29 protein-coding genes are annotated in these 26,925 nt (G+C 61.4%); 23 read left to right on the top strand and 6 right to left on the bottom strand.

Annotated elements, in window-relative coordinates; all coding sequences use genetic code 11:
* Positions 1 to 17: 17 nt before the first annotated feature.
* The 6 genes from V3W39_RS12105 (at position 18) to V3W39_RS12080 (ending at position 5,705) form a co-directional block, all read left to right on the top strand.
* Positions 18 to 578, top strand: coding sequence for a DUF1285 domain-containing protein (locus V3W39_RS12105; RefSeq protein ID WP_177120734.1), 561 nt, complete (start codon positions 18 to 20; stop codon positions 576 to 578).
* Between the two features lie 70 nt (positions 579 to 648).
* Positions 649 to 1,362 carry a GntR family transcriptional regulator gene (locus tag V3W39_RS12100; protein WP_259195987.1) on the top strand — a complete coding sequence of 238 codons (714 nt, stop codon included), beginning with the start codon at positions 649 to 651 and terminating at the stop codon, positions 1,360 to 1,362.
* Positions 1,359 to 2,360, top strand: a complete 1,002-nt coding sequence (locus V3W39_RS12095) for an ADP-ribosylglycohydrolase family protein (protein ID WP_177042973.1) — start codon at positions 1,359 to 1,361, stop codon at positions 2,358 to 2,360. The genes V3W39_RS12100 and V3W39_RS12095 overlap by 4 nt, the downstream gene beginning before the upstream one ends.
* Before the next feature lie 198 nt (positions 2,361 to 2,558).
* Positions 2,559 to 4,025, top strand: coding sequence for a purine-cytosine permease family protein (locus V3W39_RS12090; protein WP_177042974.1), 1,467 nt, complete (start codon positions 2,559 to 2,561; stop codon positions 4,023 to 4,025).
* Positions 4,018 to 4,938: a PfkB family carbohydrate kinase gene (locus V3W39_RS12085; protein ID WP_177042975.1), complete on the top strand. Its 921-nt coding sequence runs from the start codon at positions 4,018 to 4,020 to the stop codon at positions 4,936 to 4,938. The genes V3W39_RS12090 and V3W39_RS12085 overlap by 8 nt, the downstream gene beginning before the upstream one ends.
* A 38-nt stretch (positions 4,939 to 4,976) precedes the next feature.
* Positions 4,977 to 5,705 (top strand): class I SAM-dependent methyltransferase, encoded by a 729-nt coding sequence (locus V3W39_RS12080; RefSeq protein WP_177113671.1) that lies wholly within the window; start codon positions 4,977 to 4,979, stop codon positions 5,703 to 5,705.
* A gap of 5 nt (positions 5,706 to 5,710) precedes the next feature.
* Here the strand turns inward: V3W39_RS12080 and V3W39_RS12075 are convergent, their stop codons facing one another.
* The 4 genes from V3W39_RS12075 to V3W39_RS12060 form a co-directional block, all read right to left on the bottom strand.
* The gene (locus V3W39_RS12075; RefSeq protein WP_017475797.1) at positions 5,711 to 5,977 is read right to left on the bottom strand and encodes a hypothetical protein; all 267 of its coding nucleotides are present in this window, start codon (positions 5,975 to 5,977) and stop codon (positions 5,711 to 5,713) included.
* A gap of 48 nt (positions 5,978 to 6,025) precedes the next feature.
* On the bottom strand, positions 6,026 to 6,373 hold the full coding sequence (locus V3W39_RS12070) for a hypothetical protein (protein WP_177042977.1): 348 nt from the start codon (positions 6,371 to 6,373) through the stop codon (positions 6,026 to 6,028).
* 85 nt (positions 6,374 to 6,458) lie between these two features.
* Complete coding sequence (locus tag V3W39_RS12065; protein ID WP_330212681.1) at positions 6,459 to 7,652, bottom strand: MFS transporter; 1,194 nt, start codon at positions 7,650 to 7,652, stop codon at positions 6,459 to 6,461.
* Positions 7,653 to 7,738: 86 nt separating this feature from the next.
* A complete protein-coding gene (locus V3W39_RS12060; protein ID WP_177077333.1) occupies positions 7,739 to 8,398 on the bottom strand; it encodes an HD domain-containing protein in 660 nt (219 codons plus the stop codon).
* Between the two features lie 111 nt (positions 8,399 to 8,509).
* Between V3W39_RS12060 and V3W39_RS12055 the strand changes: the two genes are divergently transcribed.
* The 6 genes from V3W39_RS12055 (at position 8,510) to V3W39_RS12030 (ending at position 14,466) form a co-directional block, all read left to right on the top strand.
* On the top strand, positions 8,510 to 8,989 hold the full coding sequence (locus V3W39_RS12055) for a GNAT family N-acetyltransferase (RefSeq protein ID WP_004371239.1): 480 nt from the start codon (positions 8,510 to 8,512) through the stop codon (positions 8,987 to 8,989).
* Positions 8,990 to 9,138: 149 nt separating this feature from the next.
* A complete protein-coding gene (locus tag V3W39_RS12050; RefSeq protein WP_177042980.1) occupies positions 9,139 to 9,960 on the top strand; it encodes an SDR family oxidoreductase in 822 nt (273 codons plus the stop codon).
* A gap of 31 nt (positions 9,961 to 9,991) precedes the next feature.
* Positions 9,992 to 10,972 carry a substrate-binding domain-containing protein gene (locus V3W39_RS12045; RefSeq protein ID WP_177042981.1) on the top strand — a complete coding sequence of 327 codons (981 nt, stop codon included), beginning with the start codon at positions 9,992 to 9,994 and terminating at the stop codon, positions 10,970 to 10,972.
* The gene (araG, locus tag V3W39_RS12040) at positions 10,969 to 12,468 is read left to right on the top strand and encodes an L-arabinose ABC transporter ATP-binding protein AraG (protein ID WP_177042982.1); all 1,500 of its coding nucleotides are present in this window, start codon (positions 10,969 to 10,971) and stop codon (positions 12,466 to 12,468) included. The genes V3W39_RS12045 and araG overlap by 4 nt, the downstream gene beginning before the upstream one ends.
* 18 nt (positions 12,469 to 12,486) lie before the next feature.
* Positions 12,487 to 13,452 carry an L-arabinose ABC transporter permease AraH gene (gene araH, locus V3W39_RS12035; protein WP_177042983.1) on the top strand — a complete coding sequence of 322 codons (966 nt, stop codon included), beginning with the start codon at positions 12,487 to 12,489 and terminating at the stop codon, positions 13,450 to 13,452.
* A gap of 210 nt (positions 13,453 to 13,662) precedes the next feature.
* Positions 13,663 to 14,466: an IclR family transcriptional regulator gene (locus tag V3W39_RS12030; protein WP_330212680.1), complete on the top strand. Its 804-nt coding sequence runs from the start codon at positions 13,663 to 13,665 to the stop codon at positions 14,464 to 14,466.
* 132 nt (positions 14,467 to 14,598) lie between these two features.
* Here V3W39_RS12030 and V3W39_RS12025 read toward each other — a convergent pair whose 3' ends face one another.
* Positions 14,599 to 15,651 (bottom strand): NAD(P)-dependent alcohol dehydrogenase, encoded by a 1,053-nt coding sequence (locus V3W39_RS12025; RefSeq protein WP_330212736.1) that lies wholly within the window; start codon positions 15,649 to 15,651, stop codon positions 14,599 to 14,601.
* A gap of 181 nt (positions 15,652 to 15,832) precedes the next feature.
* Between V3W39_RS12025 and V3W39_RS12020 the strand changes: the two genes are divergently transcribed.
* The gene (locus tag V3W39_RS12020) at positions 15,833 to 16,723 is read left to right on the top strand and encodes an AraC family transcriptional regulator (RefSeq protein WP_004371227.1); all 891 of its coding nucleotides are present in this window, start codon (positions 15,833 to 15,835) and stop codon (positions 16,721 to 16,723) included.
* A 172-nt stretch (positions 16,724 to 16,895) separates the two neighbouring features.
* Here the strand turns inward: V3W39_RS12020 and V3W39_RS12015 are convergent, their stop codons facing one another.
* A complete protein-coding gene (locus V3W39_RS12015) occupies positions 16,896 to 18,560 on the bottom strand; it encodes an electron transfer flavoprotein-ubiquinone oxidoreductase (RefSeq protein ID WP_177077323.1) in 1,665 nt (554 codons plus the stop codon).
* A gap of 532 nt (positions 18,561 to 19,092) precedes the next feature.
* On the opposite strand from V3W39_RS12015, the gene V3W39_RS12010 reads away from it, so the two are divergent.
* From V3W39_RS12010 to V3W39_RS11965, 10 genes are all read left to right on the top strand, one after another.
* Complete coding sequence (locus V3W39_RS12010; protein ID WP_004371224.1) at positions 19,093 to 19,842, top strand: electron transfer flavoprotein subunit beta/FixA family protein; 750 nt, start codon at positions 19,093 to 19,095, stop codon at positions 19,840 to 19,842.
* 2 nt (positions 19,843 to 19,844) lie between these two features.
* On the top strand, positions 19,845 to 20,774 hold the full coding sequence (locus tag V3W39_RS12005) for an electron transfer flavoprotein subunit alpha/FixB family protein (protein WP_169385996.1): 930 nt from the start codon (positions 19,845 to 19,847) through the stop codon (positions 20,772 to 20,774).
* A 192-nt stretch (positions 20,775 to 20,966) separates the two neighbouring features.
* Complete coding sequence (locus tag V3W39_RS12000) at positions 20,967 to 21,782, top strand: substrate-binding periplasmic protein (RefSeq protein WP_177042985.1); 816 nt, start codon at positions 20,967 to 20,969, stop codon at positions 21,780 to 21,782.
* A 9-nt stretch (positions 21,783 to 21,791) separates the two neighbouring features.
* The gene (locus V3W39_RS11995; protein ID WP_177042986.1) at positions 21,792 to 22,154 is read left to right on the top strand and encodes a DUF4398 domain-containing protein; all 363 of its coding nucleotides are present in this window, start codon (positions 21,792 to 21,794) and stop codon (positions 22,152 to 22,154) included.
* Positions 22,151 to 22,963 carry an OmpA family protein gene (locus V3W39_RS11990; RefSeq protein WP_177042987.1) on the top strand — a complete coding sequence of 271 codons (813 nt, stop codon included), beginning with the start codon at positions 22,151 to 22,153 and terminating at the stop codon, positions 22,961 to 22,963. The genes V3W39_RS11995 and V3W39_RS11990 overlap by 4 nt, the downstream gene beginning before the upstream one ends.
* A gap of 337 nt (positions 22,964 to 23,300) precedes the next feature.
* Positions 23,301 to 24,740, top strand: a complete 1,440-nt coding sequence (locus tag V3W39_RS11985; protein WP_008434911.1) for an aminotransferase-like domain-containing protein — start codon at positions 23,301 to 23,303, stop codon at positions 24,738 to 24,740.
* Positions 24,741 to 24,844: 104 nt separating this feature from the next.
* The gene (locus V3W39_RS11980) at positions 24,845 to 25,345 is read left to right on the top strand and encodes a translation initiation factor 2 (RefSeq protein ID WP_177042988.1); all 501 of its coding nucleotides are present in this window, start codon (positions 24,845 to 24,847) and stop codon (positions 25,343 to 25,345) included.
* Between the two features lie 162 nt (positions 25,346 to 25,507).
* Positions 25,508 to 25,762 carry a YkgJ family cysteine cluster protein gene (locus V3W39_RS11975; RefSeq protein WP_201125060.1) on the top strand — a complete coding sequence of 85 codons (255 nt, stop codon included), beginning with the start codon at positions 25,508 to 25,510 and terminating at the stop codon, positions 25,760 to 25,762.
* A 44-nt stretch (positions 25,763 to 25,806) separates the two neighbouring features.
* Positions 25,807 to 26,412: an START domain-containing protein gene (locus V3W39_RS11970; protein ID WP_177042989.1), complete on the top strand. Its 606-nt coding sequence runs from the start codon at positions 25,807 to 25,809 to the stop codon at positions 26,410 to 26,412.
* Positions 26,413 to 26,515: 103 nt separating this feature from the next.
* On the top strand, positions 26,516 to 26,752 hold the full coding sequence (locus tag V3W39_RS11965) for a hypothetical protein (RefSeq protein WP_177042990.1): 237 nt from the start codon (positions 26,516 to 26,518) through the stop codon (positions 26,750 to 26,752).
* Positions 26,753 to 26,925: the final 173 nt, after the last annotated feature.

Below are 26,925 nucleotides of genomic sequence, written 5' to 3'. Positions count from 1 at the left end.
GTCACAAGGAGAGCTGCATGACCGACTCGGCCAAGGCCAACGACCTGTTGGCGCAATTGCCCAAGGGCAAGGGGCCCGCACCGGTGCATCTGTGGAACCCGGCGTTTTGCGGCGATATCGACATGCGCATCGCCCGCGACGGCACCTGGTTCTACATGGGCACCCCGATCGGCCGCAAGCCGATGGTCAAGCTGTTCTCCAATATCATCCGCCGCGATGGCGATGATTACTTTTTGATCACTCCAGTGGAAAAGGTCGGGATCAAGGTCGATGACGCGCCCTTCGTCGCCGTTACCCTGGAAGTCGAAGGGCAGGGCGAAAGCCAGGTGTTGCGCTTTACCACCAACGTGGATGAACAGGTGGAGGCCGATATCGAGCACCCGCTGCGGGTGGTGATCGACCCGGACACCCAGGAACCCTCGCCGTACCTGCGGGTGCGCACCAACCTCGAAGCCCTGGTTCACCGCAACGCGTTCTACCAATTGGTGGAGTTGGCGGTAACCCGTCCGATCAACGGTAAGAACTGGCTTGGCGTCTGGAGCGGCGGGGTATTTTTCCCCATCGGCCTGGAGCCCTGAGGCTGATTTTTCCCTTTCCCTGAAATAATTCGCTTGCTGTAGCCGGGCGCTTTCGGTTATCAATTTGTACATGATTAGACATGTCCGATTTGATAAGAAAAAACGCGTCGTCGACGAGCTGATCCGCCGGATTGAGGGCGGAGTGATGGCCGACGGCGTCCTGCTGCCGGGTGAGCACCAGTTGGCGGAAGAGTTTTCCGTCAGCCGCGGCACCCTGCGTGAAGCCCTGGCTGAGCTCAAGCGCCGCAGCTACATCGCCACCCAGAGCGGTGTCGGCTCCATCGTCACCTTCGACGGCATGGTGCTGGACCAGCGCAGCGGCTGGGCCCAAGCCCTGGCCGACACTGGTGCGGTGGTGACCTCGGAAATCCTGCGCCTGGAAACGGTCACTCGCCCGGACCTGCTCAGCAGCCACGGTACCGACCAATTCGTCGCCCTCGACCGCCGCCGTCGCGCCGCCGACGGCACGTTCGTATCCCTGGAACGCTCGCTGATGCCCGCTTCCGGCGGCCTCGAAAGCCTGCCCCAAGTCGGCCTGATCGATAACTCCCTGACCATCACCCTGGCCGCCTACGGTTACGTCGGCGCCACCGGCAATCAGTGGATCGGTGCCGAACCCTTGAGCGAGGAAGACGCCCGGTTGCTCGATCGCCCGGTGGGCACCGTGTTCCTCAAGGCCCTGCGCACCACCTACGACCGCCAGGACCGCTTCATGGAATCCGTCGAAAGCCTGCTCGACCCGCTGCACTTTCGCCTGCACCTTCAATTTGGAACACCCACATGACTGCCACTACCCGCGCCCTCGGCGCCTTCTACGGCCTGGCCCTGGGCGATGCGTTGGGCATGCCCACCCAGTCCCTGAGCCGCGAGCAGGTCAAGGCGCGTTTCGGTGCGATCACCGCCCTGGAAGATGCCGACGCCGATCAGCCGATCGCGCCGAACATGCCCAAGGGCTCGATCACCGATGACACCGAACAGGCGATCCTTGTCGGCCAGTTGCTGGTGGACGGGCAGGGCAAGATTGAACCTGCTGAACTGGCCCAACGCCTGATCGACTGGGAAGCCGTGATGCGCGCCAAGGGCTCGCAGGACTTGCTCGGCCCGTCCACCAAGCGTGCGATCGACATGATCCTGGCCGGCCATACCCCGGAAGAGTCCGGGCGCTACGGCACCACCAACGGCGCCGCCATGCGCATCACCCCGGTGGGCATTGCGGCCGACGTCAACGACCCGGCGCAGTTTATCCAGGCGGTGATCCAGGCCTGCCAGGTCACCCACAACACCAACCTGGGCATCTCCAGTGCTGCGGCGGTGGCGGCGGTGGTGTCTGCCGGGATCAACGGTGTCGACCTGGGCGAGGCGCTGAACATCGGCACCCAGATCGCCCAACAGGCGGAAAATCATGGCCACTGGATTGCCGGTGGGCGTATCGCCACACGCATCAGTTGGGCCCGCACCTTGAGCGTCGACAGCGGCGACAAGGCCCTGTTTACCGACCTGCTCTACGAATTGATCGGCACCTCCGTGGCGTCCCAGGAATCGGTGGTGGTGTCGTTTGCCCTCGCGCAGCAGGTCGCGGTGGGTGAAGTGAACGCCTTCGAAGCCCTGTGCATGGCCGCCAGCCTTGGCGGCGACACCGACACCATCGCCGCGATTCTCGGCGCGATGCTCGGTGCGTGCCTGGGGATGCAGTGCTGGCCGGAGGCGATGATCGAACAGGTCAAACGCGTCAATGGCCTGGACCTGGAGCCGCTGGTCCAGGGGCTGCTCGATCTGCGCTGAGCACCGCAGATCAAAAAATGTAGGAGCTGGCTTGCCTGCGATAGCGGTCGATCAGTTGATGAATCATCGACTGACACCACGCTATCGCAGGCAAGCCAGCTCCCACATTGATCGCACCGAGTCAGGAAGACCGGAACAAAGATTCAACTTGCCAACCTGCCACAACCACAAAAAAACAGGCATCAGGAGCACCCCACCATGAGTACGTCCTCTTCCGGCCAAAGCGCCGGGCAATTGGAAACACGCGGCATCGAGCCGGTCCCGGAAGGCGAGTGCAACGGCCATCCGCTGCAACTGTTCTGGGTCTGGTTTGCGGCCAACATCAGCATCCTCGGCTTGCCCTTGGGCGCGACCCTCGTGGCGTTTCGCGGCCTGGCAATCTGGCAGGCGATCATCGTTGCGGTCCTCGGCGCCGCCGGTTCATTTGCGGTGGTCGGCATCATCTCCATCGCCGGCCGTCGTGGTCGTGCCCCGAGCCTGACCCTGTCCCGGGCGATCTTCGGCGTACGCGGCAATATCGGGCCAACGCTGGTGTCGCTGATGTCGCGCCTCGGCTGGGAAACCGTCAACACCACCACCGCCGCGTTCGTGCTGCTGTCGTTGTGCTCGATCCTGTTCAACTCGCCGGTTGCGGCCAAAAGCGCGCCGGTACTGACCCTGCTGTTCATCGGCATCTTCGTGCTGCTGACCCTCGCCGTCTCCGGCCTGGGCCATGCCACCTTGCTGGTGATCCAGAAGTGGGCCACCTACGTGTTCGGCGCGCTGAATATCCTGGTGGGCGGTTTCCTTTGCGCCACCATCGACTGGAGCGCGGTGTTCAACGCCACGCCTGCACCGTTGAGCGCGATGATCATCGGCGTCGGCACCATGGCCGCCGGTACCGGTATCGGCTGGGCCAACGCCGGCGCGGATATGTCGCGCTACCAGCATCGCAGCGTCAAGGCCGTGCGCCTGGTGGCGTCGGCGGCCTTTGGTGCGGGGATTCCGCTGGTGCTGTTGATCACCCTCGGCGGCCTGTTGTCCGTGGGCAACAACGACCTGGCGTCGGCCACTGACCCGATTATCGCGATCCGCGACATGCTGCCGACCTGGATGGCGGTGCCGTACCTGATCACCGCGTTTGGCGGGCTGCTGCTGTCGAATAACCTGTCGGTGTACTCGGCAGGCCTCACCACCTTGACCCTCGGCTTGAAGGTCAAGCGCGTGCACGCGGTGATCGTCGACATCGTCGCGATCTTCGCCGGTTCGATCTACTTCATGCTGATCGCCGACAGCTTCTACGGCCCGTTCATCACCTTCATCTCGTTGCTGGCCGTGCCGATCACCGCTTGGGTCGGGATCTTCGTGGTCGACCTGATTCATCGCCACTACTACAGCCCCAAAGACCTGCTCGACGTGACGCCAAGCAGTGCCTACTGGTACCGCGGCGGGGTTGAGTGGCGTGCATTTGGCGCCTGGGCGATTGCGATTGTGCTGGGCTTCAGCTTCACCACCATCGGCACCACGGCCGAGAACATCTGGTTCGCCGGGCCGCTGTCCGATTCGTGGCTGGGCCACAACGGCCTGGGCTGGATCGTCACCTTCCTGGTGGCCGGCGGGATTTATGCGGTACTGGGTGGCGCGGCTGATCGTCGCCCGGCTTTGGTAGAGAGCGCTAATGTCTAGATTGCTGCACAGCGGTCAGGTCATCGTTGACCTGGTCATGTCCCTCGACACGTTGCCCGCCACTGGCGGCGATGTATTGGCCAATTCCGCCAGCTTCGAAGCCGGCGGCGGCTTCAACGTGATGGCCGCCGCCCGGCGCAACGGCTTGCCGGTGGTCTACCTGGGCCGCCATGGCACCGGCCGCTTCGGCGACCTGGCCCGTGCGGCGATGCAGGCCGAGGGCATTGAAATGGCCCTGGCCGCCAGCGACGACAAGGACACCGGCCTGTGCGTGTCCCTGACCGAAGCCACCACCGAGCGCACCTTCATTTCCCATATCGGCGCCGAAGGCGACTTGCTGGCGCAAGACCTGGCCAATGCCGTGCCCCGTGCCGACGACTATGTGTACGTCAGTGGTTACAGCCTGCTGCTGGAGGGCAAGGCCAAGGCGTTGCTCGACTGGCTGTTGGCGTTGCCGAGGGCGATCACAGTAGTGTTCGACCCGGGCCCATTGGTGAAGGCGCCGGACTCGGCCTTGATGGTCGCCCTGTTGCCGCGCATCGATATCTGGACCAGCAACGGCCCGGAAGCTTTGGCGTTTACCGGCGCCAGCGATCTGGCCGGCGCCTTGCTCAAACTCAACGGGCATCTGCCCGCCGAGACCTTGCTGGTGGTGCGCGACGGGCCGAATGGCTGCTGGGTCAGCCGTCACGGCCAGGCCGAGCATGTGCCGGGTTTCAAGGTCAAGGCAGTGGACAGCAACGGTGCGGGCGATGCCCATGCCGGGGTGTTTATCGCGGGCCTGGCCAACGGCCTGGCACCGGCGGCTGCGGCACGTCGCGCGAATGCGGCGGCAGCACTGGCGGTCACGCGCTGGGGCCCGGCCACCTCACCGGGCACGGCGGAAGTGGACGCGTTGTTGAGTGCGGGCTGATTCGGCAGAATAGCCGGCATTGAGCACGGAGCGACGCCATGACCCAGAACATCTACGACACCGAGGTTTTCTTCGAGGGCTACAGCAAGATGGGCCGCTCGGTGGAAGGCCTCGCCGGCGCCCCGGAGTGGCCGGCGTTGCAGGCCATGCTGCCGCCGATGTCGGGGCTGAACGTGGTGGACCTGGGTTGCGGCTACGGTTGGTTCAGTCGCTGGGCCCGGGAGCAGGGCGCCGAGCAGGTGTTGGGGCTGGACGTGTCCCACAAGATGCTGGCGCGGGCGAAGGAGATGACGTCCTCTTCGGGCATCACTTACGCCATTGCCGACCTTGAGCAACTTGAGCTTCCCACCGCCACTTTCGACCTGGCCTACAGCTCGCTGGCCTTCCATTACATCGTCGATCTCAAAGGCCTGTTCGCGCGTATCCATCAAGCGCTGGTGCCGGGCGGGCGGTTGGTGTTTTCCATCGAGCACCCGATCTTCATGGCGCCCCGGCAACCGGGTTGGCTGATTGATGAGCAAGGGCGCAAGAGCTGGCCGGTGGACAGTTACCAGCTGGAAGGACCACGGGTGACCAACTGGTTGGCGGATGGCGTGATCAAGCAACATCGCACCTTGGGCACGTTGCTGACGTTGTTTATCGAGGCGGGTTTTACTTTGAGCCATGTCGACGAGTGGGGCCCGAGCGAGGCGGACCTGAAGGCCCGCCCGGCACTGGCCGAAGAACTGGAACGGCCGATGATGCTATTGGTCGCCGCTCACCGCTGACACCGCTATTGGCCTGCTTCGCTTTCCAGCTTGCGGGCCGCTTCCACGCCGGACGCAGTGAGCTTGATCGGCAGGTTCAGCGCATGTTCCCCGGCATCGTTGCAGGTCACATGGCCTTCCTTGATCCACCCGCGGTCCTGCAAGGTGGCCAGGGCGCTGGCCACCACTTTTTCACCTCGGTAGTTGTCCAGCACTTCCTTGCCCAGCCCACTGGGATGGGCGTGGAGCAGGCGGGTGAGGACTTCTTTTTCGAGATTGTGATCGACGTTCATGCATACCTCTTCACTGGGAAATGGTTGGGTGTTCGTCTTTGCTGCGCGTTAAGGCGCTGGCTGTTTTGGCGCGCCGGGGATGTTTGAGTCATCACCTTTGTTGATCGATGGTGAAGTGGCGCCCGGGCCCATTTTGCCGTTAGGCACCGCACCGCTGTTGCGATTGGTATCGTTGCCTTGGGTGTGCGGGTCTTTGCTGTTGTCGATGATGGCGCCGCCGTTGGTGTCCATGCCGGTGCCCATCGAGTCCTTCGACTCCTGGGTGGCCGGGTTGGGCGGGCTGCCGACCGGGTCTGTCGGGCCAGTGCTGGAACCTGTGGAGGCGGCAAAGCTGCTCAGCGAAACCGCAGACAGCAAACCGGTGAGGGCGAGGGCGGCAAATTTGGAAGTCGTCATGATGGTGTCTCCATATGATTAATGTCCTTACCTGATATTGGTCCGCCCCTGTTTGCGATTCGTGCCTCGATACCGACGAACGGTCTTAGGTCGCTTGTAAGATTTTGTGTGATGCGATTCGACGCCAGATCAAGCGCGCCACCGTGATCAACCAGTTGAGCGACGCCACGGCCAGCACGCTCATCAACAGGGTCGGCATGCCGTATTCGACGATGACCTTGCCCGCCAGCAACGGGAAACCGAACACCCCGATAAAGTACGCCAGGCTGAACAACAGCAACGCCTGGGACGTAGTGCCGGCAGGTGCCTCGTTGGCCGCCAACCCGTTGATCACCGAATACGTCAGGCCATAACCCACGCCCAGGGTGACCGCCGCCAGCAGGTAGCTGAAGTTGCCACTGACCTTGAACCCGAACAGGAAAATCGACACCAGCATCAACCCGGACAACACACACGCCGCCCAATACGGATCACGCCTGACCACGATGCTGGCGATCAGCAGGCGGCTGGTAATCGCCGCGCTCATGAAGCCCAGGAAGAACAGCGAATAGTCCAGCCCGTGCAGCGCCGCGTAGCTGGTCTGGAAACTCGACAACCCGCCAAACACACAACCGCCGAGGCCCACCATGATGATCGCGAACACCGCCCTGGACGACAGCACCTTGCGCGTGGCCGACCACGAAATCTTCGACACCGGCGCAGTGTGCTGACTGAGTGCCGCACCCAGCCGCCAGAAAATCACCACACCCACCAGGCTCGCCAGCGCTGCGATGTGGAACGCCGCCGTCAGCGAGAAATCCAGGGCACTGGCCGCCCGCCCCAGCAGCGGCCCGGAGCCGATCCCGGTCATCATGCTGCCCGACAGCAGGGCGAAATACCTGGCCCGTTGCGCCGGCTCCACCAGCATCGCCACGATGATCGGCCCCAGTGTGTAGAACACGCCCCAGCCCAAGCCCAGCGACAAGCCAAAAAACATCAGCCCTTCGCCAAACCCCGGCGCCAATGCAAAGCCCAGGCACGCCACCACCAGCAATATGCCGAGGAGGGCGATCGAGCGGGCAGCCCCCAGCATGTCCGCCAGATGGCCGGAAACCAGCACCGCTACAAAGGTGCTGAGCATCGCCATGGAGATCACGCTGCCGGCGTCGTGTTCGTTGCCGCCACGGGCATGGATCAGCAGCGACAGCAAGAATGTCGAACCATATGACAAGGAAAGCAGGTAACTGGCGAGGCAGAAAAGGGCGAACAGTTTCCCGCCAACCGCAGGGGAGGAGTGCATGAAGAGGCCTTGCGTCTGTTGGATTTATGGCCAACTTTTTACCATGCACAGCCCGAGGGTTTGTTCTGTGGTTAGCGGTTCTTGCATTAGCTCGCAGCGGAGTATGGCGTGCCGATTTCTTCGATGAACAGGTCCATGAATCCCTTCAGCCGCTCATGCCGGATCAGCGCCAGGCGTTGCCCGGTCGGCGTCTGAAATCCGTCCGCCAGATGCAGAAGCTTGGTCTGGAAATGGTCGAGGCAAAAGCGTTTGTCGTCGTACTCGCGGTGCCGTGCCGTTGGGTCTGCCGGGTCATACAGCCCGCTGCCCATGCGCCCGGCGATGTAAAACGTGCGGGCCACGCCGATCATGCCGAGGGAATCCAAACGGTCGGCGTCCTGCACAATCTTCGCCTCAAGGGTCAGCGGCGTCAGGCCCGCCGAAAAGCTGTGAGTCTCGATGGCGTGGGTCACCGCAGCAATCGTCTCGGGCTGCCATCCCAGCCCCTGCAAAATTTCACCGGCCTTGTCCGCCGCCAGTTTCGATGCCTTGGACCGCAACGGCGAATTCTTCTCCACCGCCACGCAGTCATGCAGCAGCACCGCGGCCAGCAGCACTTCAAGTTCGCCGCCTTCCTCGGTCTGGATCGAGCGCACGTTGTGCCACACCCGCTGCAAGTGTGACAGGTCGTGGGCGCCGTCTTCCGAAGGCTCAAGGGCGTGGGGCAATAAAGTCGCGGCGAGGTCGGTCAGTGGCGTGAAGGGCATGGGGATTCTCAATGGTCGATAGCCTGCAGGTTAGCCGCGAAGCAAATTGCACTGCAATCGGTCATTAAACCGCCTTAGTATGTGTGCTCTTTTCCCTGACAAGGCCAGTCCATGACCATCGAGATTCGCCCCGCCGTGCCCAGCGATGCTGCGCAGATCCTGACCTTCATCACCGAGCTGGCCGACTACGAGAAAGCCCGTCACGAAGTGATTGCCAGCGTGGTGGACATCGAGCGCAGCCTGTTCAGCGAAGGCGCCACCGCCCATGGCCTGATCTGCCTGCGGGATGGTTTGCCGATCGGCTTTGCGGTGTTCTTTTTCAGCTACTCCACGTGGCTCGGCAGCAACTGCCTGTACCTTGAAGACCTGTACATCAACCCCGAACAACGCGGCGGCGGGGCGGGCAAGAAATTGCTGCGCCACCTGGCGAAAATCGCCTGCGACAACGGCTGTGGGCGTTTCGAGTGGAGTGTGCTGGACTGGAACGAACCGGCCATCGCGTTCTACAAATCCATCGGTGCCCAGCCCCAGGAAGAGTGGGTGCGCTACCGTATGGAAGGCGACGCCTTGCGGGATTTCGCGCAGGGTTAAACGCGCCTGAAGAACCGGCTATCTCAGCCGGTTTTTTTATGATTTTGCTCACTATATGGGATGATAATTTATATATTGAGATATTCGGGTTTCTGGGTTTATAGTCTTCTGCATCAGCACTCACTACCAAAAACAAAACAGGTGAAGCGATGCAGGCACAACCGTTGTCGTTACCCCCGGTGCCCGAGCCGACTTACGGCGAGCGACTGAAGAACAAGGTCGTGGTCATCACCGGCGCTGCACAAGGCATTGGCGAGGCCATCGTGGCTTGCTTCCAGGCGCAGCAGGCGCGGCTGGTGATCGGTGATATCCAGGCTGAAAAGGTCGAGCAAGTCGCCGCCCATTGGCGCGAACGCGGCGCCGAGATCTACGCGCAACCCGTCGACATCACCTCCAAGGATCAATGGCGTGCCCTGGTGGACGTGGCCATCGAACGTTTTGGCCGTGTCGATGTGCTGGTCAACTGCGCCGGCGTCAACGTGTTCCGCGACCCGCTGGAAATGACCGACGAAGACTGGCGCCGCTGCTTCGCCATCGACCTCGACGGCGCCTGGTACGGCTGCCGCACCGTGTTGCCGCACATGATCGAGCAGGGCATCGGCAACATCATCAACATCGCCTCCACCCATTCCAGCCACATCATTCCCGGCTGCTTCCCGTACCCGGTGGCCAAGCACGGCCTGCTCGGCCTGACCCGCGCACTCGGCATCGAATACGCGCCCAAGGGCATCCGCGTGAATGCCATCGCGCCGGGCTATATCGAAACCCAACTCAACGTCGATTACTGGAACGGCTTTGCCGACCCCCACGCCGAGCGTCAGCGCGCCTTCGATTTGCACCCGCCCAAACGCATCGGCCAGCCGATTGAAGTGGCAATGACGGCCCTGTTTCTGGCGACCGACGAGGCGCCCTTTATCAATGCCACCTGCCTGATGATCGATGGCGGGCGGTCGGTGATGTACCACGATTAAAACTTTTCCAAATAACAAGAAGAGGTGGTTCATGTTCAAGAAGACACTAGGCACCCTGGCACTCACGATGGCACTCAGCGGCCTGGCTTCTGCCGAAGAAGTGAAGATCGGCTTCCTGGTCAAGCAAGCCGAAGAACCCTGGTTCCAGACCGAATGGGCCTTCGCTGAAAAAGCCGGCAAGGACCATGGTTTCACCGTGATCAAGATCGCCGTGCCCGACGGTGAGAAAACCCTTTCCGCCATCGACACCCTGGCCGCCAACGGCGCCAAGGGTTTTGTGATCTGCCCGCCGGACGTGTCCCTCGGCCCGGCAATCATGGCCAAGGCCAAGCTCAATAACCTGAAAGTGCTGGCGGTGGACGACCGCTTCGTCGACGCCAAGGGCAAGCCCATGGAAGACGTGCCTTACGTCGGCCTGGACGCCTACAAGATCGGCCAGAAACAAGGCGAAGCCATGGCCACCGAAGCCAAGCATCGCAACTGGGACTGGAAGGACACCTACGCCGTCATCAATACCTTTGACGAACTGGAAACCGGCAAGAAACGCACCGACGGTTCGGTAGAGGGCCTCAAGGCCGCCGGCCTGCCGGTGGACCATATCCTGTTCACCGCACAGAAAACCCTCGACGTGCCGGGCGCCATGGACTCCACCAACTCGGCCCTGGTGAAGCTGCCCAGCGGCGCGAAAAACCTGCTGATCGGCGGCATGAACGACAGCACCGTACTGGGCGGCGTGCGCGCCACCGAAAGCGCCGGCTTCAAGGCGCCGAATGTGATCGGCGTGGGCATCAACGGCACTGACGCTATCGAAGAGCTGAAAAAATCCGACACCGGTTTCTACGGCTCGATGCTGCTCAGCCCCGACGCCTCCGGCTATAAAACCGCCACGGCGATGTACGAGTGGGTCACCAAGGGCACGGAGCCGGCCAAGTTCACCGCACTGGATAACGTCACCCTGATCACCCGCGCCAACTTCAAGGAAGAGTTGAGCAAGATTGGTCTGTGGAAATGAACAGCGAAGCCCTGCGGTTTAACGGCATCGGCAAGGAGTTTCCCGGGGTGAAAGCCCTGGCGCAGATCAGCTTTGAAGCGCGGCCCCATTCGGTGCATGCGCTGATGGGCGAGAACGGCGCGGGCAAGTCGACCTTGCTGAAAATCCTCGGCGGTTTTTATCCGCCCAACAGCGGCAGTTTGCAGTTGGGCGAGCGCAGCGTGAGTTTCAAATCGGCGGCCGACAGCATCGCCAGCGGCATCGCGGTGATTCACCAGGAGCTGCAACTGGTGCCGGAAATGACCGTCGCCGAGAACCTGCTGCTGGGGCATATGCCATCGCGCTTTGGCGTGGTCAATCGCGGCGCGATGGTGCGCAAGGCACGGGAATTGCTCAAGGGCCTGGCGGATGAAATCGATCCGAACATGCGCCTGGGCAGCCTGTCCCTCGGCCAGCGGCAACTGGTGGAAATCGCCAAGGCCATGTCGCGCAACGCGCATGTGATTGCCTTCGACGAACCCACCAGCAGCCTCTCGGCCCGTGAGATCGAGCGGCTGATGGTGATCATCGCAAGGCTGCGGGATGAAGGCCGGGTGATCCTCTATGTGTCGCATCGTATGGAAGAAGTGTTCCGGATTTGCGATGCGGTGACGGTGTTCAAGGACGGGCGCTTTGTGCGCACGTTCGAAGACATGGCGCAGTTGAACGTCGACCAGTTGGTCAACTGCATGGTCGGGCGCGACATCCAGGACATCTACAACTACCGGCCTCGCGAGCACTTCGGCGAAGCGCTGCGGGTGGAAGGTTTGCTCGGGCCGGGGTTGCAGGAACCGGTGAGCCTGCAGGTGAACAAGGGCGAGATCCTTGGGCTGTTCGGCCTGGTCGGGGCAGGGCGTACGGAGCTGTTGCGCCTGCTGGCCGGGCTGTCCCGCAGTACCCAGGGTGCGCTGGTGTTGCATGGTGAAGCGCAGACGTTCAAGTCGCCGCGGGATGCGATTGCAGCGGGTGTGCTGCTGTGCCCCGAGGACCGTAAGAAGGAAGGCATCGTGCCCCGCGCCAGTGTCGCGGAGAACATCAACATCAGTGCGCGCCGTGACCATGCCCGCTTCGGGTGGCTGATCCAGGGCGGCTGGGAGCGTGCCAACGCCCAGCGACAGATCAGCGCGCTGAACGTGCGTACGCCGTCTGCCGACCAACCGATTCTGTTCCTGTCGGGCGGCAACCAGCAGAAGGCGATTCTGGGACGTTGGTTGTCGATGCCGATGAAAGTCTTGCTGCTGGACGAACCGACGCGCGGCATCGATATCGGTGCCAAGTCGGAGATCTACCAGATCATCCACAACCTGGCGGCCAGTGGCATTGCGGTGATCGTAGTGTCCAGCGACCTGATGGAAGTGATGGGCATTTCCGACCGCATCCTGGTGATGAGCGAAGGCGCCCTGACAGGCGAATTGACCCGCGATCAAGCGGACGAAGCACGGCTGCTGCAACTGGCTCTTCCGCGTACGCGGGACTGAAGAATACGAGAGGTAGGTATGTCACAGGCAAAAACCGCGAAAGGCTTCTGGCCGGGCTTCAACCAGCGCAAGTTTCTCGATGATTGGGTCATGCTGCTGGCGGCCTTGAGCATCTTTGTGCTCAGTGCCATTTTCATCGACAACTTCCTTTCGCCGCTGAACATGCGCGGCCTCGGGCTGGCGATTTCCACCGTGGGCATTGCGGCCTGCACCATGCTGTTTTGCCTGGCATCGGGGCACTTCGACTTGTCGGTGGGCTCGGTGATCGCCTGTTCGGGCGTGGTGGCGGGGATCGTGATCCGCGACACCGACAGCGTGTTTTTCGGCGTGTCGGCGGCGTTGGCCATGGGCCTGGTGGTGGGGCTGATCAACGGCATCGTGATCGCCAAGCTGCGGATCAACGCGTTGATTGCGACGCTGGCGACGATGCAGATCGTGCGCGGGCTGGCGTATATCTTTTCCAACGGCAAGGCGGTGGGCGTGATGGACGAAGGCTTCTTCGTCTTCGGCAACGGCCAGCTGTTTGGCGTGCCGGTGCCGATCATCATCACCGTGCTGTGCTTTGTGTTTTTTGGCTGGCTGCTGAACTACACCACCTACGGGCGCAACACCATGGCCATTGGCGGCAACCAGGAAGCCGCGTTGTTGGCCGGGGTGAACGTTGACCGCACCAAGATCATCATCTTCGCCGTGCATGGGGTGATCGGGGCGTTGGCCGGGGTGATCCTGGCGTCGCGGATGACCTCGGGGCAACCGATGATTGGCCAGGGGTTCGAGCTGACGGTGATCTCGGCGTGCGTGCTGGGCGGGGTGTCGCTGAGCGGCGGGATCGGGATGATCCGGCATGTGATTGCCGGGGTGCTGATTCTGGCGATCATCGAAAACGCGATGAACCTGAAGAACATCGACACCTTCTACCAATACGTGATTCGCGGCTCGATCCTGTTGCTGGCGGTGATTATCGACCGCATGAAACAACGCTGACTTCGGGAGTGATAAAGCTTGCTGTGGCGAGGGAGCTTGCTCCCGCTGGGCTGCGTAGCAGCCCCAATACCAAACACCTCACCCATCCAGGCAAAACGCGGTCGCCTGTTTCAGGGCCGCTTCGCGCCCCAGCGGGAGCAAGCTCCCTCGCCACAACAGTCGCGACCGACCATAATGCTCGCCGTTTTCGTACTTCCCAATAGGCCCGATATGCAGGAAAACGCCCAAACTCCCGTCAAAGAAGCCACGCCCACCGGCACCCAGACCCTGCTGCGTGGCCTGGGTGTGGTGCAGGCCGTGGCGGCTGGCGCGCGGGATCTCAAGGAGATTGCCAAGCGCATCGGCACCACCCGCAGCACCACCCACCGCCTGGCCAGTTGCCTGGTGGAAGAACGCTACCTGCGCGTGGTGCCGCAAGTTGGCTACCTGCTGGGCCCCAAGCTGATCGAGCTGGGTTTCCAGGCCCGTGAAGAGTTGCCTTTGGTAAGCCTCGCGGTGCCGTATCTGGACGAGTTGTCGGCGTTGACCGGCGATACCATCCACCTGGCTATTCGCGAATACGACGATGTGCTCTACCTGCACAAGAACCCAGGCCGCAACGGCCCGGAAATGCGCTCGCGGGTAGGCCATCGCATGCCGCTGGCGCGCACGGGGATCGGCAAGGCGTTGCTGTTGGATGACAGCGTGGAAGAGTGGCAGCGCCTGTATCAGGTCAGCCTGCCCACGGGCGGCAAGAACCTGCAGTGGCCGCAGCACCCCGAGCAATCCTGGGCGCAGTTTGAACAGCGCATGCAGGAATACGTGGCGGGCGGTTATGCGTTCGATCTGGAAGACAACGAACCGTCGATCCGTTGTGTCGCGGCACCGGTGCGCGATGCCAGCCGGCGAATCGTCGCCGGCATCAGCATCGCCAGTACCGTGCCCTACATGCCACTGGAAAAAATGGCCGAGCTGATCCCTGTGATCAAACAGGTCGCAGCGCGGCTGTCAGCGGAGTTGGGCGCGAAGGCCTGATCTTCCCCCCCCCCGTAGCAGCTGTCGAGCCTTGGCGAGGCTGCGTCTGCGGTGTATCAGGTACACCGCGAACGCAGCCTCGCCAAGGCTCGACAGCTGCTACGGGGCGGGGGCGGCGGCGGGGGCGGTTTGTCAGGCCTTCAAGGTCGCCATGTCGATCACGAAGCGGTACTTCACATCACCGGCAATCATGCGGGTGTAGGCTTCGTTGATCTGGCGGATGTCGAGCATTTCGATGTCGCAGGTGATGCCGTGCTCGGCGCAGAAATCCAGGACTTCCTGGGTTTCGGCAATGCCACCGATCAACGAACCGGCCAGTACCTTGCGGCCCAGCACCAGCTTGGCGGCGTTGACGGGCGGGTCTACCGGCTCGATCAAACCCACCAGGATATGCACGCCGTCAAAGCGCAGCACGTCGAGGTACGGGTTCAAGTCGTGCTGCACCGGAATGGTGTCCAGCAGGAAATCGAAGTGCCCGGCAGCGGCTTTCATCTGGGCCTCGTCGGTGGACACGATCACGTGATCGGCGCCCTGGCGACGGCCTTCTTCAGCCTTGCTCGCGGAGCGGGTGAACAGCGTCACTTCCGCGCCTATGGCCTTGGCGAACTTGATGCCCATGTGGCCCAGGCCGCCCATGCCCAGCACCCCAACTTTGTCGCCGGCCTTCACGCCGTAGTGCTTGAGCGGCGAGTAGGTGGTGATGCCGGCGCAAAGGATCGGCGCGGCGCTGGCCAGGTCGAGCTTGGCCGGGATCTTCACCACGAAGTGCTCGCTGACCACGATGCTGTCGGAGTAGCCGCCCATGGTGTTGCTGCCATCGACCCGGTCCGGGGTGGCGTAGGTCATGGTCGGGCCTTCGAGGCAGTATTGCTCAAGATCCGCGTGGCAGGCGTCGCAATGACGGCAGGAGTCGACCATGCAGCCAACGCCCACCAGGTCGCCGATTCTATGCGCGGTGACATTGGCGCCGACGGCGGTGACTTTGCCGACGATCTCGTGGCCCGGCATCAGCGGGTACACGGCGATGCCCCATTCGTTGCGGGCCTGGTGGATATCGGAGTGGCAGACGCCGCAGTAGAGGATTTCGATCGCCACGTCATCGGCGCGCGGGCTGCGGCGTTCGAAGGACATGGGGGCGAGGGGAGTGGTGGCCGATTGAGCGGCGTAACCGATAGCGGTGTACATGCAGAAACCTCGCAGGAGCAGTGACAGGTGAGGTGGCGCATTCTCCGCGCCGTGCCTGGGGGCGGCCATGGCGATTGCTCCGAGTCTCATGCCTATTCGTCCGGGAGTGCCCCCGGATTGGATCACTGTGGCGCCAGACCTGCGATGATGGTCACATCCCCTTTTCCGCGAAGTTTTTGCCATGCTGTTGACCCGCCATGTCGACGCCAATGCCGCGTTGGTTGCCCTGATCGAACCGTTGACGCCCCGCGATGGTTTCTCGCCCACGAACCTGCCCGGCGTGCAGGTATTGCGCGCCAGTTGCGACGTGGCGCGCGGCCCGCAGATTTATGAGCCGAGCCTGATGATCGTGGCCCAGGGCAGCAAGGTCGCCTACCTGGGCCCGCGTACCCTGGAATATGGCGCCGGGCATTACCTGATCCAGGCGATGCCGGTGCCGTTCGAATGCGAGACCTTTGCCATGCCCAATGCGCCGCTGTTGGGCGTGACGGTGGGGATTGACCGGGTGGTGCTCGGCGAATTGGTGATGGCGATGGGCATTCAGAGCGGGCCACCGCCGGCGGCGCAGACGTTGGAGTCCATGAGTTCGGTGGTGCTGGATGACGCGATGCGTGGCTGTGTCGAACGGCTGTTGCAGTGCCTGCACGATCCGCTGGAGAGTCGGATCATGGGCCCGGCGCGGGTGCGGGAATTGTTGTTCACCGCGTTGCGCGGGCCACAGGCGGATGTGCTGCGGGCGCTGGTGGAGCAGCAGGGGCAGTTTTCCCGGGTGGCGACGTCGTTGAACCACCTGCATGCGCATTACGCCGAGCCGCTGAACATCGAGACGCTGGCGGGTTATGCGCACATGAGTGCTTCGACTTTTCATGAGCACTTCAAGCGCTGCACGCTGTTGTCGCCGGTGCAGTACCTCAAGCGGTTGCGGTTGCTCAAGGCCCAGCAGTTGCTGCTGGTGGAAGGCATGGGCGTGGCGCAGGCGGCGCACAGCGTGGGGTATCAGAGCACGTCGCAGTTCAGCCGGGAATACAAGCGCTACTTCGAGCGCAGCCCCGGGGATGAGCGGGCGGCATAACTCTTGTTGATTCCCGTAGCAGCTGTCGAGCCTTAGCGAGGCTGCGTCAGCCGCGACTCGGTTCCAGATCAGTGGCGCGCCCGACGCAGCCTCGCCGGGGCTCGACAGCTGCTACGAACAATGGGCCACAAAAAAGGCCCCCATTCGGGAGCCTTTTGTTCAAGCCAATACCTTACATATTCGGGTAAGTCGGCCCACCCGCACCTTCCGGTGTCACCCAGGTGATGTTCTGCGAAGGGTCCTTGATGTCACAGGTCTTGCAGTGCACGCAGTTCTGGGCGTTGATCTGGAAGCGCTTCTCGCCGTCTTCCTTGGTGATCACTTCATACACGCCGGCCGGGCAGTAGCGCTGCGCCGGTTCATCGTAGAGCGGCAGGTTGGTGCCGATCGGGATGCTCGGGTCTTTCAGCTTCAGGTGGCACGGCTGTTCTTCTTCGTGGTTGGTACCGGAGATGAACACCGAGCTCAGCTTGTCGAAGCTCAGCTTGCCGTCGGGTTTCGGGTAGTCGATTTTCTTGCTGTCCTTGGCCAGCTTCAGGCAGGCGTAGTCCGGCTTGGTGTCGTGCAGGGTGAACGGCATTTTGCCGCCGAGGATGTTCTGGTCGAACCAGTTGAAGCCGGCACCGATGATCGGGCCGAACTTGTGCATCGCCGGGCCGAAGTTGCGGCTGGCGAACAGTTCTTCGTACAGCCAGCTGTTCTTGAAGCTGTCGACGTAAGCGGTCAGTTCGTCGCCGCCTTCGGATTCGGCGAACAGGCGGTCGGCCACGGCGTCAGCGGCGAGCATGCCGGACTTCATGGCGGTGTGGCTGCCCTTGATCTTGGCGAAGTTCAGGGTGCCCAGGTCGCAACCGATCAGCGCGCCGCCCTTGAAGACCATTTTCGGCAGCGAGTTCAGGCCGCCTTTGCAGATAGCGCGGGCGCCGTAGCTGATGCGCTTGCCGCCTTCCAGGTACTGGGCCAGCACCGGGTGATGCTTGAGGCGCTGGAACTCGTCGAACGGCGACAGGAAGGTGTTGCTGTAGGACAGGTCGACGATCAAACCGACCACCACCTGGTTGTTTTCCAGGTGATAGAGGAACGAACCACCGGTGTTCTCGGCACTCATGATGTCCAGCGGCCAGCCGGCGGTGTGTACCACCAGGCCCGGTTGGTGTTTGGCCGGGTCGATTTCCCAGATTTCCTTCAGGCCGATGCCGTAGTGCTGGGCGTCGGCGTCGCTGTCCAGGTTGAAACGCTGGATCAGTTGCTTGCCGATGTGCCCGCGGCAACCTTCGGCGAACAGCGTGTATTTGCCACGCAGTTCCATGCCCGGGGTGTAGACGCCTTCTTTTGGATGACCTTCACGGTCGACGCCGAGGTCACCGGTGATGATCCCGCGTACCACGCCGTTCTCGTCGAACAGCGCTTCTTGGGCGGCGAAGCCCGGGTAGACTTCCACGCCCAGGTTCTCGGCCTGCTGGGCGAGCCAGCGGCACAGGTTGCCCAGGGAGATAATGTAGTTGCCTTCGTTGTGCATGGTCTTGGGCACAAAGAAGTCTGGCACCTTGGTGGAAGCTTCGCTGGAGCGCAGTACATAGATGTCATCACGCACAACAGGAGTGTTGAGCGGCGCACCGAGTTCTTTCCAGTCCGGGAACAATTCGTTCAGGGCGCGGGGTTCAAACACGGCACCGGACAGGATGTGAGCGCCGACTTCGGAGCCTTTTTCGACCACGCAGACGCTGATTTCCTTACCGGCTTCGGCGGCCTTCTGCTTCAATCGGCAGGCGGCAGACAGGCCTGCCGGGCCAGCGCCGACGATGACCACGTCGAATTCCATGTATTCGCGTTCCACAGGCTATCTCCTACTCAAGGCTCAACGGCTTTTTTTCTAATGGGTGGAGGTTCGGTGATTCGTCCCACAATGCCTGCAGAAATCTCATGCAAGGGGCAGGGGACGACCCACCTTTCTCTCTAGGTGGCGCATTATATCTACACCACTCCCAGCGTCCAATACAAACGTTTGTTTGAATTGCCCGCAGGCTAGGTAAATCAAAGAGGCGCGGCTTATGACTGGCTATTTTGCCGTATTGACCAGAATAGGTGTTCCGGTCAATATACGGTCGGTTTTGCGCTTACCGTAGGCAGACTGCAGGTTTCAAGAGCACGTCCAAAAGCAAGACAGGTGACGCGCGCCCAAACGATGGCGCGCAGTTTACACGCTGCGATAAAGAATGACTTCTTGGTCACCACTGACGAACGGTCATCACTTCCCGTGAGCAAGGTCATCCGCCGAAGTTTTTGGAGGTGCCCTTGTGTGCCGATGAGCATCAACCGCCAGGTTCGCCTAGGCGACTTTCTTTTCACCGGAGAGTAACGAGGAATCCATGAAGGTTCTTGTAGCTGTCAAACGCGTTGTCGATTACAACGTGAAAGTTCGCGTCAAGGCGGACAATTCCGGCGTCGACCTCGCTAACGTCAAGATGTCGATGAACCCTTTCTGCGAAATCGCCGTGGAAGAAGCCGTACGCCTGAAAGAGAAAGGCGTTGCGACTGAAATCGTCGTCGTTTCCATCGGTCCGACCACTGCTCAAGAGCAGTTGCGTACCGCCCTGGCGCTGGGTGCCGATCGCGCCATCCTCGTCGAATCCGCTGAAGAGCTGACTTCCCTGGCCGTTGCCAAGTTGTTGAAAGCTGTTGTCGACAAGGAACAGCCATCGCTGGTGATCCTCGGCAAACAAGCCATCGACAGCGACAACAACCAGACTGGCCAGATGCTGGCTGCACTGACCGGTTACGGCCAGGGCACCTTCGCCTCGAAAGTCGAAGTGAGCGGCGACAAGGTTGCCGTGACCCGCGAAATCGACGGCGGCGCGCAGACAGTTTCCCTGAAACTGCCAGCCATCGTCACCACCGACCTGCGTTTGAACGAGCCGCGTTATGCGTCCCTGCCAAACATCATGAAAGCCAAGAAGAAGCCTCTCGAAGTGCTGACTCCGGATGCTTTGGGCGTTTCCACCGCCTCCACCAACAAGACCGTAAAAGTCGAAGCGCCGGCTGCACGCAGCGCGGGCATCAAGGTCAAGTCGGTGGCTGAACTGGTCGAGAAACTGAAAAACGAAGCGAAGGTAATCTAATCATGACTATCTTGGTAATCGCAGAACACGACAACAAGGTTGTGGCCCCGGCCACCCTGAACACCGTGGCCGCTGCCGCCAAAATCGGTGGTGATGTCCACGTCCTGGTCGCCGGCCAGAACGTTGGCGCCGTGGCTGAAGCCGCTGCAAAAATCGCTGGTGTGAGCAAAGTACTGGTTGCCGACAACGCGGCCTACGCTCACCAGCTGCCGGAAAACGTTGCCCCGCTGGTTGCAGAGCTGGGCGCTGGCTACAGCCACATCCTGGCTGCCGCCACTTCCAACGGCAAAAACATCCTGCCGCGCGTTGCTGCGCAGCTGGACGTTGACCAGATCTCCGAGATCGTTTCGGTCGAAAGCGCCGACACCTTCAAGCGTCCGATCTACGCCGGTAACGCCATCGCTACCGTGCAGTCCACTGCTTCGGTAAAAGTCATCACCGTGCGTGCCACCGGTTTCGACCCGGTTGCTGCCGAAGGTGGTTCGGCTGCGGTTGAAGCTGTGGCTGCTGCCCACGACGCTGGCACTTCCAGCTTCGTTGGCGAAGAACTGGCCAAGTCCGATCGTCCGGAATTGACCGCTGCCAAGATCGTCGTTTCCGGCGGTCGCGGCATGCAGAACGGCGACAACTTCAAGCACCTGTACGCCCTGGCCGACAAGCTGGGCGCTGCGGTCGGCGCTTCCCGCGCTGCCGTCGACGCAGGTTTTGTACCGAACGACATGCAGGTCGGCCAGACCGGCAAGATCGTCGCGCCACAGCTGTACATCGCGGTCGGTATCTCCGGCGCGATCCAGCATTTGGCCGGTATGAAGGACTCCAAAGTGATCGTTGCGATCAACAAGGACGAAGAAGCGCCGATCTTCCAGGTGGCTGATTACGGCCTGGTGGCGGACTTGTTCGAAGCCGTACCCGAGTTGGAGAAGCTGGTCTAATCCAGCCGCTTCACTTATAAAGAGCCCGGTCTTTTGACCGGGCTTTTTTTTGCCCCAACCACGACTTTCTGTAGGAGCGAGCTTGCTCGCGAAAAACCTGAGAGCGCCGCGTTAAGCCAGGCACCCAGCGTTATCGTTAACGACCTTCGCGAGCAAGCTCGCTCCTACAAATAACTGACGGAGAACCACGCCATGGAATTGCGCCTCTGGGCCCTGCTACTGGGACTGTCGCTGCTGCCAACAGTGTCGCAGGCCGCCGGCAAATGTGATCGCCTGGTGATCACCGGCAGCCCGGACGCACCGCCTTATCTGTGGCGCGATCCCCAGGACCCCACGCACCTGATCGGCGCCACCGCCGACATATTGCAGCAAGTGGCCAAGGACATCGGCGTGAAAATCGACCTGCTGTACGGCGGCAAACGCTCCCTGGCGCTGGAGGAAGTGCGCAGCGGGCGCATGGACATCCTCGCCGATGCGCCGTTGACCCTCGACGCCCTGGACGCCCTCGACTACATCCACCCGGCGCTGGTGCAAACCGATTACCTGGTCTGGACCCGCAAGGATTCGGCCCTGGCCTACAACCAGGCCAGCGACCTGCATGGCTACAAGGGCGCGGTGTCGGAACGGGCGCGCCTGAGCCGTGACTTCGAAACTTTCGCCGGTGAGCAACTAAGCCTGCAACGCCTGCCCAGCCTGACCCCGGCGTTCCAGAAACTGCTGCTGGGGGAAGTGGACTACGTGCTCGCCGGACGTTATTCCGGCATGGCCATGGCCCAGACGTTGGGCATGAGCAACGACCTGATGGCGCGCGAAGTGCCCATCGACCAGCCGGGCCTGTACCTGGCGATTTCCCACAACTCCGCCTGCAACGATCCGTGGTTGCGCGGACAGCTCGCCAAAAAGATGACAGAATTGCCCGCGTCCGGTCTGGCGGAAACCGCGCTGCAGAGCAATCTTGCGCGCTGGAAAGCGCAGTTGCAGCAACCCGTCGGCACCCCAACAAAGTAGGGATTTTCAGTGACTATTCGACCTCTTTTCGCGGCCCTCGCCGTTGTAGCTCTGGCGGGATGTGCAGCCGATCCTGCGCCGAATGAACAAATGCGCCTGACCCAGCAAGCCCTGGAACAAGCCAACGCCGTGGGCGCCGTCGCTGCTGACTCGCCCGAGCTGAAACTGGCTGAAGACAAATTTACCCAGGCCCAGGCCGACATGGCCGATCAATCCTATAAGGACGCCCGCATGCAGGCTGAAGAAGCCGAGCTGGACGCCCGCCTGGCAGAAGCCCGGGTGCTGACCCGCAAAAGCCAGGAGCAACTGAACGTGCTCAACACCCGTATCACCCGCCTGCGCAAGCAACTGCAGTTGGGAGATGCCCAATGAGCTCGCTGATCCGAGGGTTGAGCTGTGTGGCGTTGCTGGGCAGTGTGCTTGGCGGTTGCGCGACGCATCCCGACAGTAACCTCGCCTTGCAACAGGCGAGCGGTGACTTCCAGAAGGTCAAGGAAGATTCGAATGTGCTGCGTATCGCGCCCAAGGACGTGATACGCGCCGGTGAATCCCTGGCCCGCGCCGAGCGTTTCTCCAGCTTCTGGGGCAGCGGCGCCGATGTGGCGCATTACGCCTACCTGAGCCAGCGCTATAGCGCGATTGCCCGGGAACACACCGAGCAGGCGCTCAACCAGGAGCGCGGGGTCAAGCTCGAGCTGGAACGCCAGCGTCTGCAACTGGCCCTGCGGGAAGCCAAGCTGAGCAGCGTGCAGCAACAGGGCAAATGGCTTGAGGCACAGATCGCCAGCCTGACCACCGTGCAAACCGATCGTGGGTTGGTGATGACCCTGGGCGACGTGCTGTTCGACACGGGCGAGGCAGAGCTGCAAAACTCGGCCAACCGCACGGTGCTCAAGGTCGTACAGTTCCTGCAATTGAACCCCAAGCGCCGGGTGCGTATCGAGGGTTACACCGACAATACCGGTGGCGGGCCGGAAAACCTCAAACTGTCCCGGGACCGCGCCCAGGCGGTGGCGGACGTGCTGAATGACCTGGGCATCGATGAAAGCCGCATCCAGGTAGAAGGCTACGGCGACCAGTACCCGGTTGAAGCCAACGCTTCAGAGCGGGGCCGGGCGCAGAACCGCCGGGTAGAGATTGTGTTCTCCGACGAGAAAGGCCAGCTGGGCGCAGCCCGCTGAACCAGATGCTCAGGCTGCACACTGATCCCTGTGGGAGCCGGGCTTGCCCGCGATGCAGGCGCTGCGGTCTTCCAGGTACACCGTGGCGATCCCTTCGCAGCCTCGCTAAAGCTCGACAGCTCCTACAAGAGTTTTGTGGTGTACGAGAGATGGCGTTTCAAAAAGCCCGATCAATGATCGGGTTTTTTGTGCCCGCAATTCAGTTCACCACCCTTACAGTTTTTTCTATCACTGCCGCCCGTGCTCGACTATTGTGGCAACTGTCCCCGTACACTTCTAAACTGTGCCGGTATGTTTCACACAAAAATAAAATACCCGTGAAATCGAGTGCTGCGTCATGACCAATCTGTTGCTTTACCAACGTATCGCCCAGCAACTGGCTGAGGATATCCGCCGCGGTGTCTATCAACCGGGCGAGCGCGTGCCTTCGGTGCGCAAAATGAGCTCCCAGCTCAACGTCAGCCACGCCACCGTGTTGCAGGCCTACGCGAACCTGGAAGACCAGGGTTTGATTCGCGCGCGGCCGCAGTCCGGGTACTACGTGCACCAGACGCCGGCGCTTACCGCGCCCACGCCGGACATCGCACGGGTCGAGCGTCCAGGGTTGGTCACCCGCAGCAGCATCATTCAACAGGTGTTGGTGGAGTCCCGTCGCGAAGGCGTGTTCCCGCTGGGCGCCGCCGTGCCCAGCGTTGACTACTTGCCCGTGCGTGCGCTGCATCAGCAACTGGCCAAGGTCACGCGCTTTCAGAGCCCGCGGGCGTTCAGCTACATGTTCAGCCCCGGCTTTGAGCCGCTGCGGCGCCAGGTGGCGATCCGTATGCGGGATGCCGGCGTAGTGGTCGACCCGTCCGAAGTGGTGATCACCCACGGATGCGTGGATGCGTTGCAGATGTCGTTGCGGGTGCTGACGCGGCCCGGCGACCTGATCGCCGCCGAATCGCCGACGTATTACGGCCTGCTGCAACTGGCGGATCTGCTGGGCCTCAAGGTCATTGAAATCCCCAGCGACCCGGCCACCGGCATGAGTCTGGAAGCCCTGCAACTGGCGGCCAACCAATGGTCGATCAAGGCCTTGGTGCTGACCACGCGCCTGAGCAATCCCCTGGGCGGCACCATGCCCGAAGAGCGGCAGAAACAGTTACTGCGCCTGGCGTCGGATTTCGATATCCAGGTGGTTGAAGACGACATCTATGGCGAGCTGATGTTCGAGCTGGGCCGCACCAAGGCCCTGAAAGCCTACGACCGCCTGGACCGGGTCATCTATTGCTCCAGCTTCTCCAAGACCTTGTCACCGGGCATCCGCATCGGCTGGATGATCGCCGGCAAGTACCAGCAGGAAATCCAGCGCCTGCAAATGTTCAGCACCCATTCTGCCTGCAGCGTGACCCAGATGGGCACCGCGGCGTATCTGGAAAACGGCGGCTATGACCGGCATTTGCGCTATATCCGCCAGGAATACCGCAAGAACCTCAGCGCTTTCCAGCTCGCGGTACAGCAGTACTTCCCCGAAGGCACCCAGATGACCCGTCCGACCGGCGGTTTTATCCTGTGGGTCAGTTTGCCAGGGCGGGTCAATACCCAGGAACTGCACGTACGCGCCTTGCAGCAGGGCATCAGCATTGCACCGGGGCTGATCTTCAGTAATACGGAACAGTTCAACCACTGTATTCGCTTGAACTGCGGCACGCCGTGGAACCGCGAGGCCGAGCGCGCATTGATGACCCTCGGCATGCTGGCGAGCCAGTTGTGTCAGGAGACTGCTGCCGGTTTTTGAGGCGTGGAAAGGGGACATAAAGGGTAGCTGGCTATTTAGCATGCTTGTCATGCTGGCCCCAACAAGCGAGCATATGGCCTTCTGCCGTTAATGCTGCTGGCGATATGACTTATACCTTTCCTGCTGCACTGCTGATCTGCGTGTTAAGCCTGTGTAACGCTGGTGCCGTCGTGGCGGCTCCCGCCAGTGAAACAGCGCCTGCTGCCAGCACTCAGCAAAAGGCGCCGGCGAAAAAAGTGGCTCCCGCAAAGAAGGCGCCGGTGGCCAAGAAAGCACCGGCAAAGAAAGCCGCACCGGCTAAAAAGCGTGCGCCTATCGCCAGCAAATCCAAATCGGCCCACGAAGTCGCCAAGACTCAGCTGCCGCCAGCAGAGCTGGATTTGAGCCTGCCGTCGAACATGGTTCGCCACCTGCAACCCCTCGGCACCATGCCGCAGCCGAAGAATGTGCCGCTGCTGCCGCCGATGTTTGCCGAAAAGCCCACTGACAACAGCGCGTTCCAGATCAACGGGCGCCTGCTCAGCAATGAAATGCAGCTGCAACTGCGCAACGAAGAACGGCGCGAAGTGGAAGGCGCGGCACTGGATTTCCAGTTCAAGCAATAAACCCGACGAGTAAACGTGACGCGTACTCCTGACCTTCTGTCGCAGACTGGTCAGTCACTTTTGTTTTCGGTTAAAAACCCCTGTTAAGCCAATTTAAAACGTCTGTTTAAGGGCGTAGTCTTACGTGGCCATCAACACTGAGTTGTCGAGGATCTGTTCGTCATGAAATGCCGTGAAGGCTGTGGCGCTTGCTGCATTGCCCCATCCATCAGCTCTCCATTACCGGGAATGCCGGCTGGCAAACCTGCGGGCGAACGCTGCCTGCATCTGTCGGTCGAACAACTGTGCCAGTTGTTTGGCCAGCCTGAGCGGCCGGCGGTGTGCAGTTCGTTCCAGGCGGATCTCGAGGTCTGTGGCAACAGCCAGGAAGAAGCGATCAGGTTGATCGGCTGGTGGGAACAGATGACGGCGGCTTAGTGGGCTGTTCAAAGTACTGAACTTCAACAATAAGGAATAAGACCATGGGTTCACTGAAACGAGTTGCGGTGTTGTGCGGTTTTACCGTTTTGTTTGCTGCTGCTGCACACGCTGAAGACTGGCAGACGGCCAAGGATGAAGACGGTATCAAAGTCTCCTTGAGCGAAATCGCCGGCTCCAAGTACAAGGCTTATCGCGGTGTGACCACCATCAAGGCACCGCTGGCCAAGATCCAGGCATTGCAGGAAGACGTGGCGGGGGCCTGTTCCTGGATCCACGAATGCAAGTCGCAGAAACTCCTCAAGCAGGAAGGCGACAAGAGCTGGACCTACACCCAGTTCAAGGCACCGTTCCCGGTGACCGATCGTGACTCGATCCTGGAAATCACCACCACCAAGGCCGCCGACGGCAGCGTGACCCGCAAGCTGTTGGAAGTGCCGACCTACCAGCCGGAAGTCAAAGGCTATGTGCGCGTGGCCCAGGTGGACGGTTACTGGAAACTGGTGCCCAAGGGCGACAACCTGACCGAAGTCACCTACCAGGTGCACACCGAGCCAGGTGGCAGCGTGCCGTCGTGGCTGGCCAACAAATTTGTGGTGGACGCCCCGTTCAACACCTTGAAAGCCCTGAAGGAACACGCTGAGAAATAACAACAGCTGATCAGGTGCCTCCTGCCTTGAGTGGAACGATCTTCGAGCCCTCAAGGTCCAGATAGATGTAAGCCCACCCATGGGTTTTATCGAGGAGGCACTGATGCAAACGTGGAAAATTACCTTCGTTGATGATCATGGCGTGAAGTCCGTAGAGCAGTTCGTCTGCGGCGAAAAGCCAAGCCTTGAAGAGGCTGCCCATATGATCCGGGCGAAGTTGCTGCCAGTGGCTGCCGAACTGGACCTCAACGACCTGGAAGGCCGCACGGCCGAGCCCACGGTAAAAAGTCTGAAAGACCAGAACAGTATTCAGATCCTCGACATTTCTCCCGCCGCCTGAACATTTCCTGTACGTGTTTAAACAGCCTCTGGTGGAGCTGATAGCTTCGCGCTACTCTGCAATGGAGATCAGCGAATGAATCGCTAAGGTCTGGTCTTGTCAGCTACATGCTTGTCTCCCGGCGGCGACTTCATTGCCGTAACACCCGCGCCCTTGCAGCGCGGGCCTTGGGA

The sequence above is a fragment of the Pseudomonas sp. Z18(2022) genome (assembly GCF_036346535.1).
Taxonomy (GTDB): domain Bacteria; phylum Pseudomonadota; class Gammaproteobacteria; order Pseudomonadales; family Pseudomonadaceae; genus Aquipseudomonas; species Aquipseudomonas yamanorum_A.
Note: the sequence above shows the minus strand (reverse complement) of the source record. Positions and strands in the feature narration are given on the sequence as shown.

Bases quoted from the DNA above. Each gene is read 5' to 3' on its own strand.
- V3W39_RS12105 (WP_177120734.1), top strand. From the start codon at position 18: ATGACCGACTCGGCCAAGGCCAACGACCTGTTGGCGCAATTGCCCAAG.
- V3W39_RS12100 (WP_259195987.1), top strand. From the start codon at position 649: ATGATTAGACATGTCCGATTTGATAAGAAAAAACGCGTCGTCGACGAG.
- V3W39_RS12095 (WP_177042973.1), top strand. From the start codon at position 1,359: ATGACTGCCACTACCCGCGCCCTCGGCGCCTTCTACGGCCTGGCCCTG.
- V3W39_RS12090 (WP_177042974.1), top strand. From the start codon at position 2,559: ATGAGTACGTCCTCTTCCGGCCAAAGCGCCGGGCAATTGGAAACACGC.
- V3W39_RS12085 (WP_177042975.1), top strand. From the start codon at position 4,018: ATGTCTAGATTGCTGCACAGCGGTCAGGTCATCGTTGACCTGGTCATG.
- V3W39_RS12080 (WP_177113671.1), top strand. From the start codon at position 4,977: ATGACCCAGAACATCTACGACACCGAGGTTTTCTTCGAGGGCTACAGC.
- V3W39_RS12075 (WP_017475797.1), bottom strand. From the start codon at position 5,977: ATGAACGTCGATCACAATCTCGAAAAAGAAGTCCTCACCCGCCTGCTC.
- V3W39_RS12070 (WP_177042977.1), bottom strand. From the start codon at position 6,373: ATGACGACTTCCAAATTTGCCGCCCTCGCCCTCACCGGTTTGCTGTCT.
- V3W39_RS12065 (WP_330212681.1), bottom strand. From the start codon at position 7,652: ATGCACTCCTCCCCTGCGGTTGGCGGGAAACTGTTCGCCCTTTTCTGC.
- V3W39_RS12060 (WP_177077333.1), bottom strand. From the start codon at position 8,398: ATGCCCTTCACGCCACTGACCGACCTCGCCGCGACTTTATTGCCCCAC.
- V3W39_RS12055 (WP_004371239.1), top strand. From the start codon at position 8,510: ATGACCATCGAGATTCGCCCCGCCGTGCCCAGCGATGCTGCGCAGATC.
- V3W39_RS12050 (WP_177042980.1), top strand. From the start codon at position 9,139: ATGCAGGCACAACCGTTGTCGTTACCCCCGGTGCCCGAGCCGACTTAC.
- V3W39_RS12045 (WP_177042981.1), top strand. From the start codon at position 9,992: ATGTTCAAGAAGACACTAGGCACCCTGGCACTCACGATGGCACTCAGC.
- araG (WP_177042982.1), top strand. From the start codon at position 10,969: ATGAACAGCGAAGCCCTGCGGTTTAACGGCATCGGCAAGGAGTTTCCC.
- araH (WP_177042983.1), top strand. From the start codon at position 12,487: ATGTCACAGGCAAAAACCGCGAAAGGCTTCTGGCCGGGCTTCAACCAG.
- V3W39_RS12030 (WP_330212680.1), top strand. From the start codon at position 13,663: ATGCAGGAAAACGCCCAAACTCCCGTCAAAGAAGCCACGCCCACCGGC.
- V3W39_RS12025 (WP_330212736.1), bottom strand. From the start codon at position 15,651: ATGTACACCGCTATCGGTTACGCCGCTCAATCGGCCACCACTCCCCTC.
- V3W39_RS12020 (WP_004371227.1), top strand. From the start codon at position 15,833: ATGCTGTTGACCCGCCATGTCGACGCCAATGCCGCGTTGGTTGCCCTG.
- V3W39_RS12010 (WP_004371224.1), top strand. From the start codon at position 19,093: ATGAAGGTTCTTGTAGCTGTCAAACGCGTTGTCGATTACAACGTGAAA.
- V3W39_RS12005 (WP_169385996.1), top strand. From the start codon at position 19,845: ATGACTATCTTGGTAATCGCAGAACACGACAACAAGGTTGTGGCCCCG.
- V3W39_RS12000 (WP_177042985.1), top strand. From the start codon at position 20,967: ATGGAATTGCGCCTCTGGGCCCTGCTACTGGGACTGTCGCTGCTGCCA.
- V3W39_RS11990 (WP_177042987.1), top strand. From the start codon at position 22,151: ATGAGCTCGCTGATCCGAGGGTTGAGCTGTGTGGCGTTGCTGGGCAGT.
- V3W39_RS11985 (WP_008434911.1), top strand. From the start codon at position 23,301: ATGACCAATCTGTTGCTTTACCAACGTATCGCCCAGCAACTGGCTGAG.
- V3W39_RS11980 (WP_177042988.1), top strand. From the start codon at position 24,845: ATGACTTATACCTTTCCTGCTGCACTGCTGATCTGCGTGTTAAGCCTG.
- V3W39_RS11975 (WP_201125060.1), top strand. From the start codon at position 25,508: ATGAAATGCCGTGAAGGCTGTGGCGCTTGCTGCATTGCCCCATCCATC.
- V3W39_RS11970 (WP_177042989.1), top strand. From the start codon at position 25,807: ATGGGTTCACTGAAACGAGTTGCGGTGTTGTGCGGTTTTACCGTTTTG.
- V3W39_RS11965 (WP_177042990.1), top strand. From the start codon at position 26,516: ATGCAAACGTGGAAAATTACCTTCGTTGATGATCATGGCGTGAAGTCC.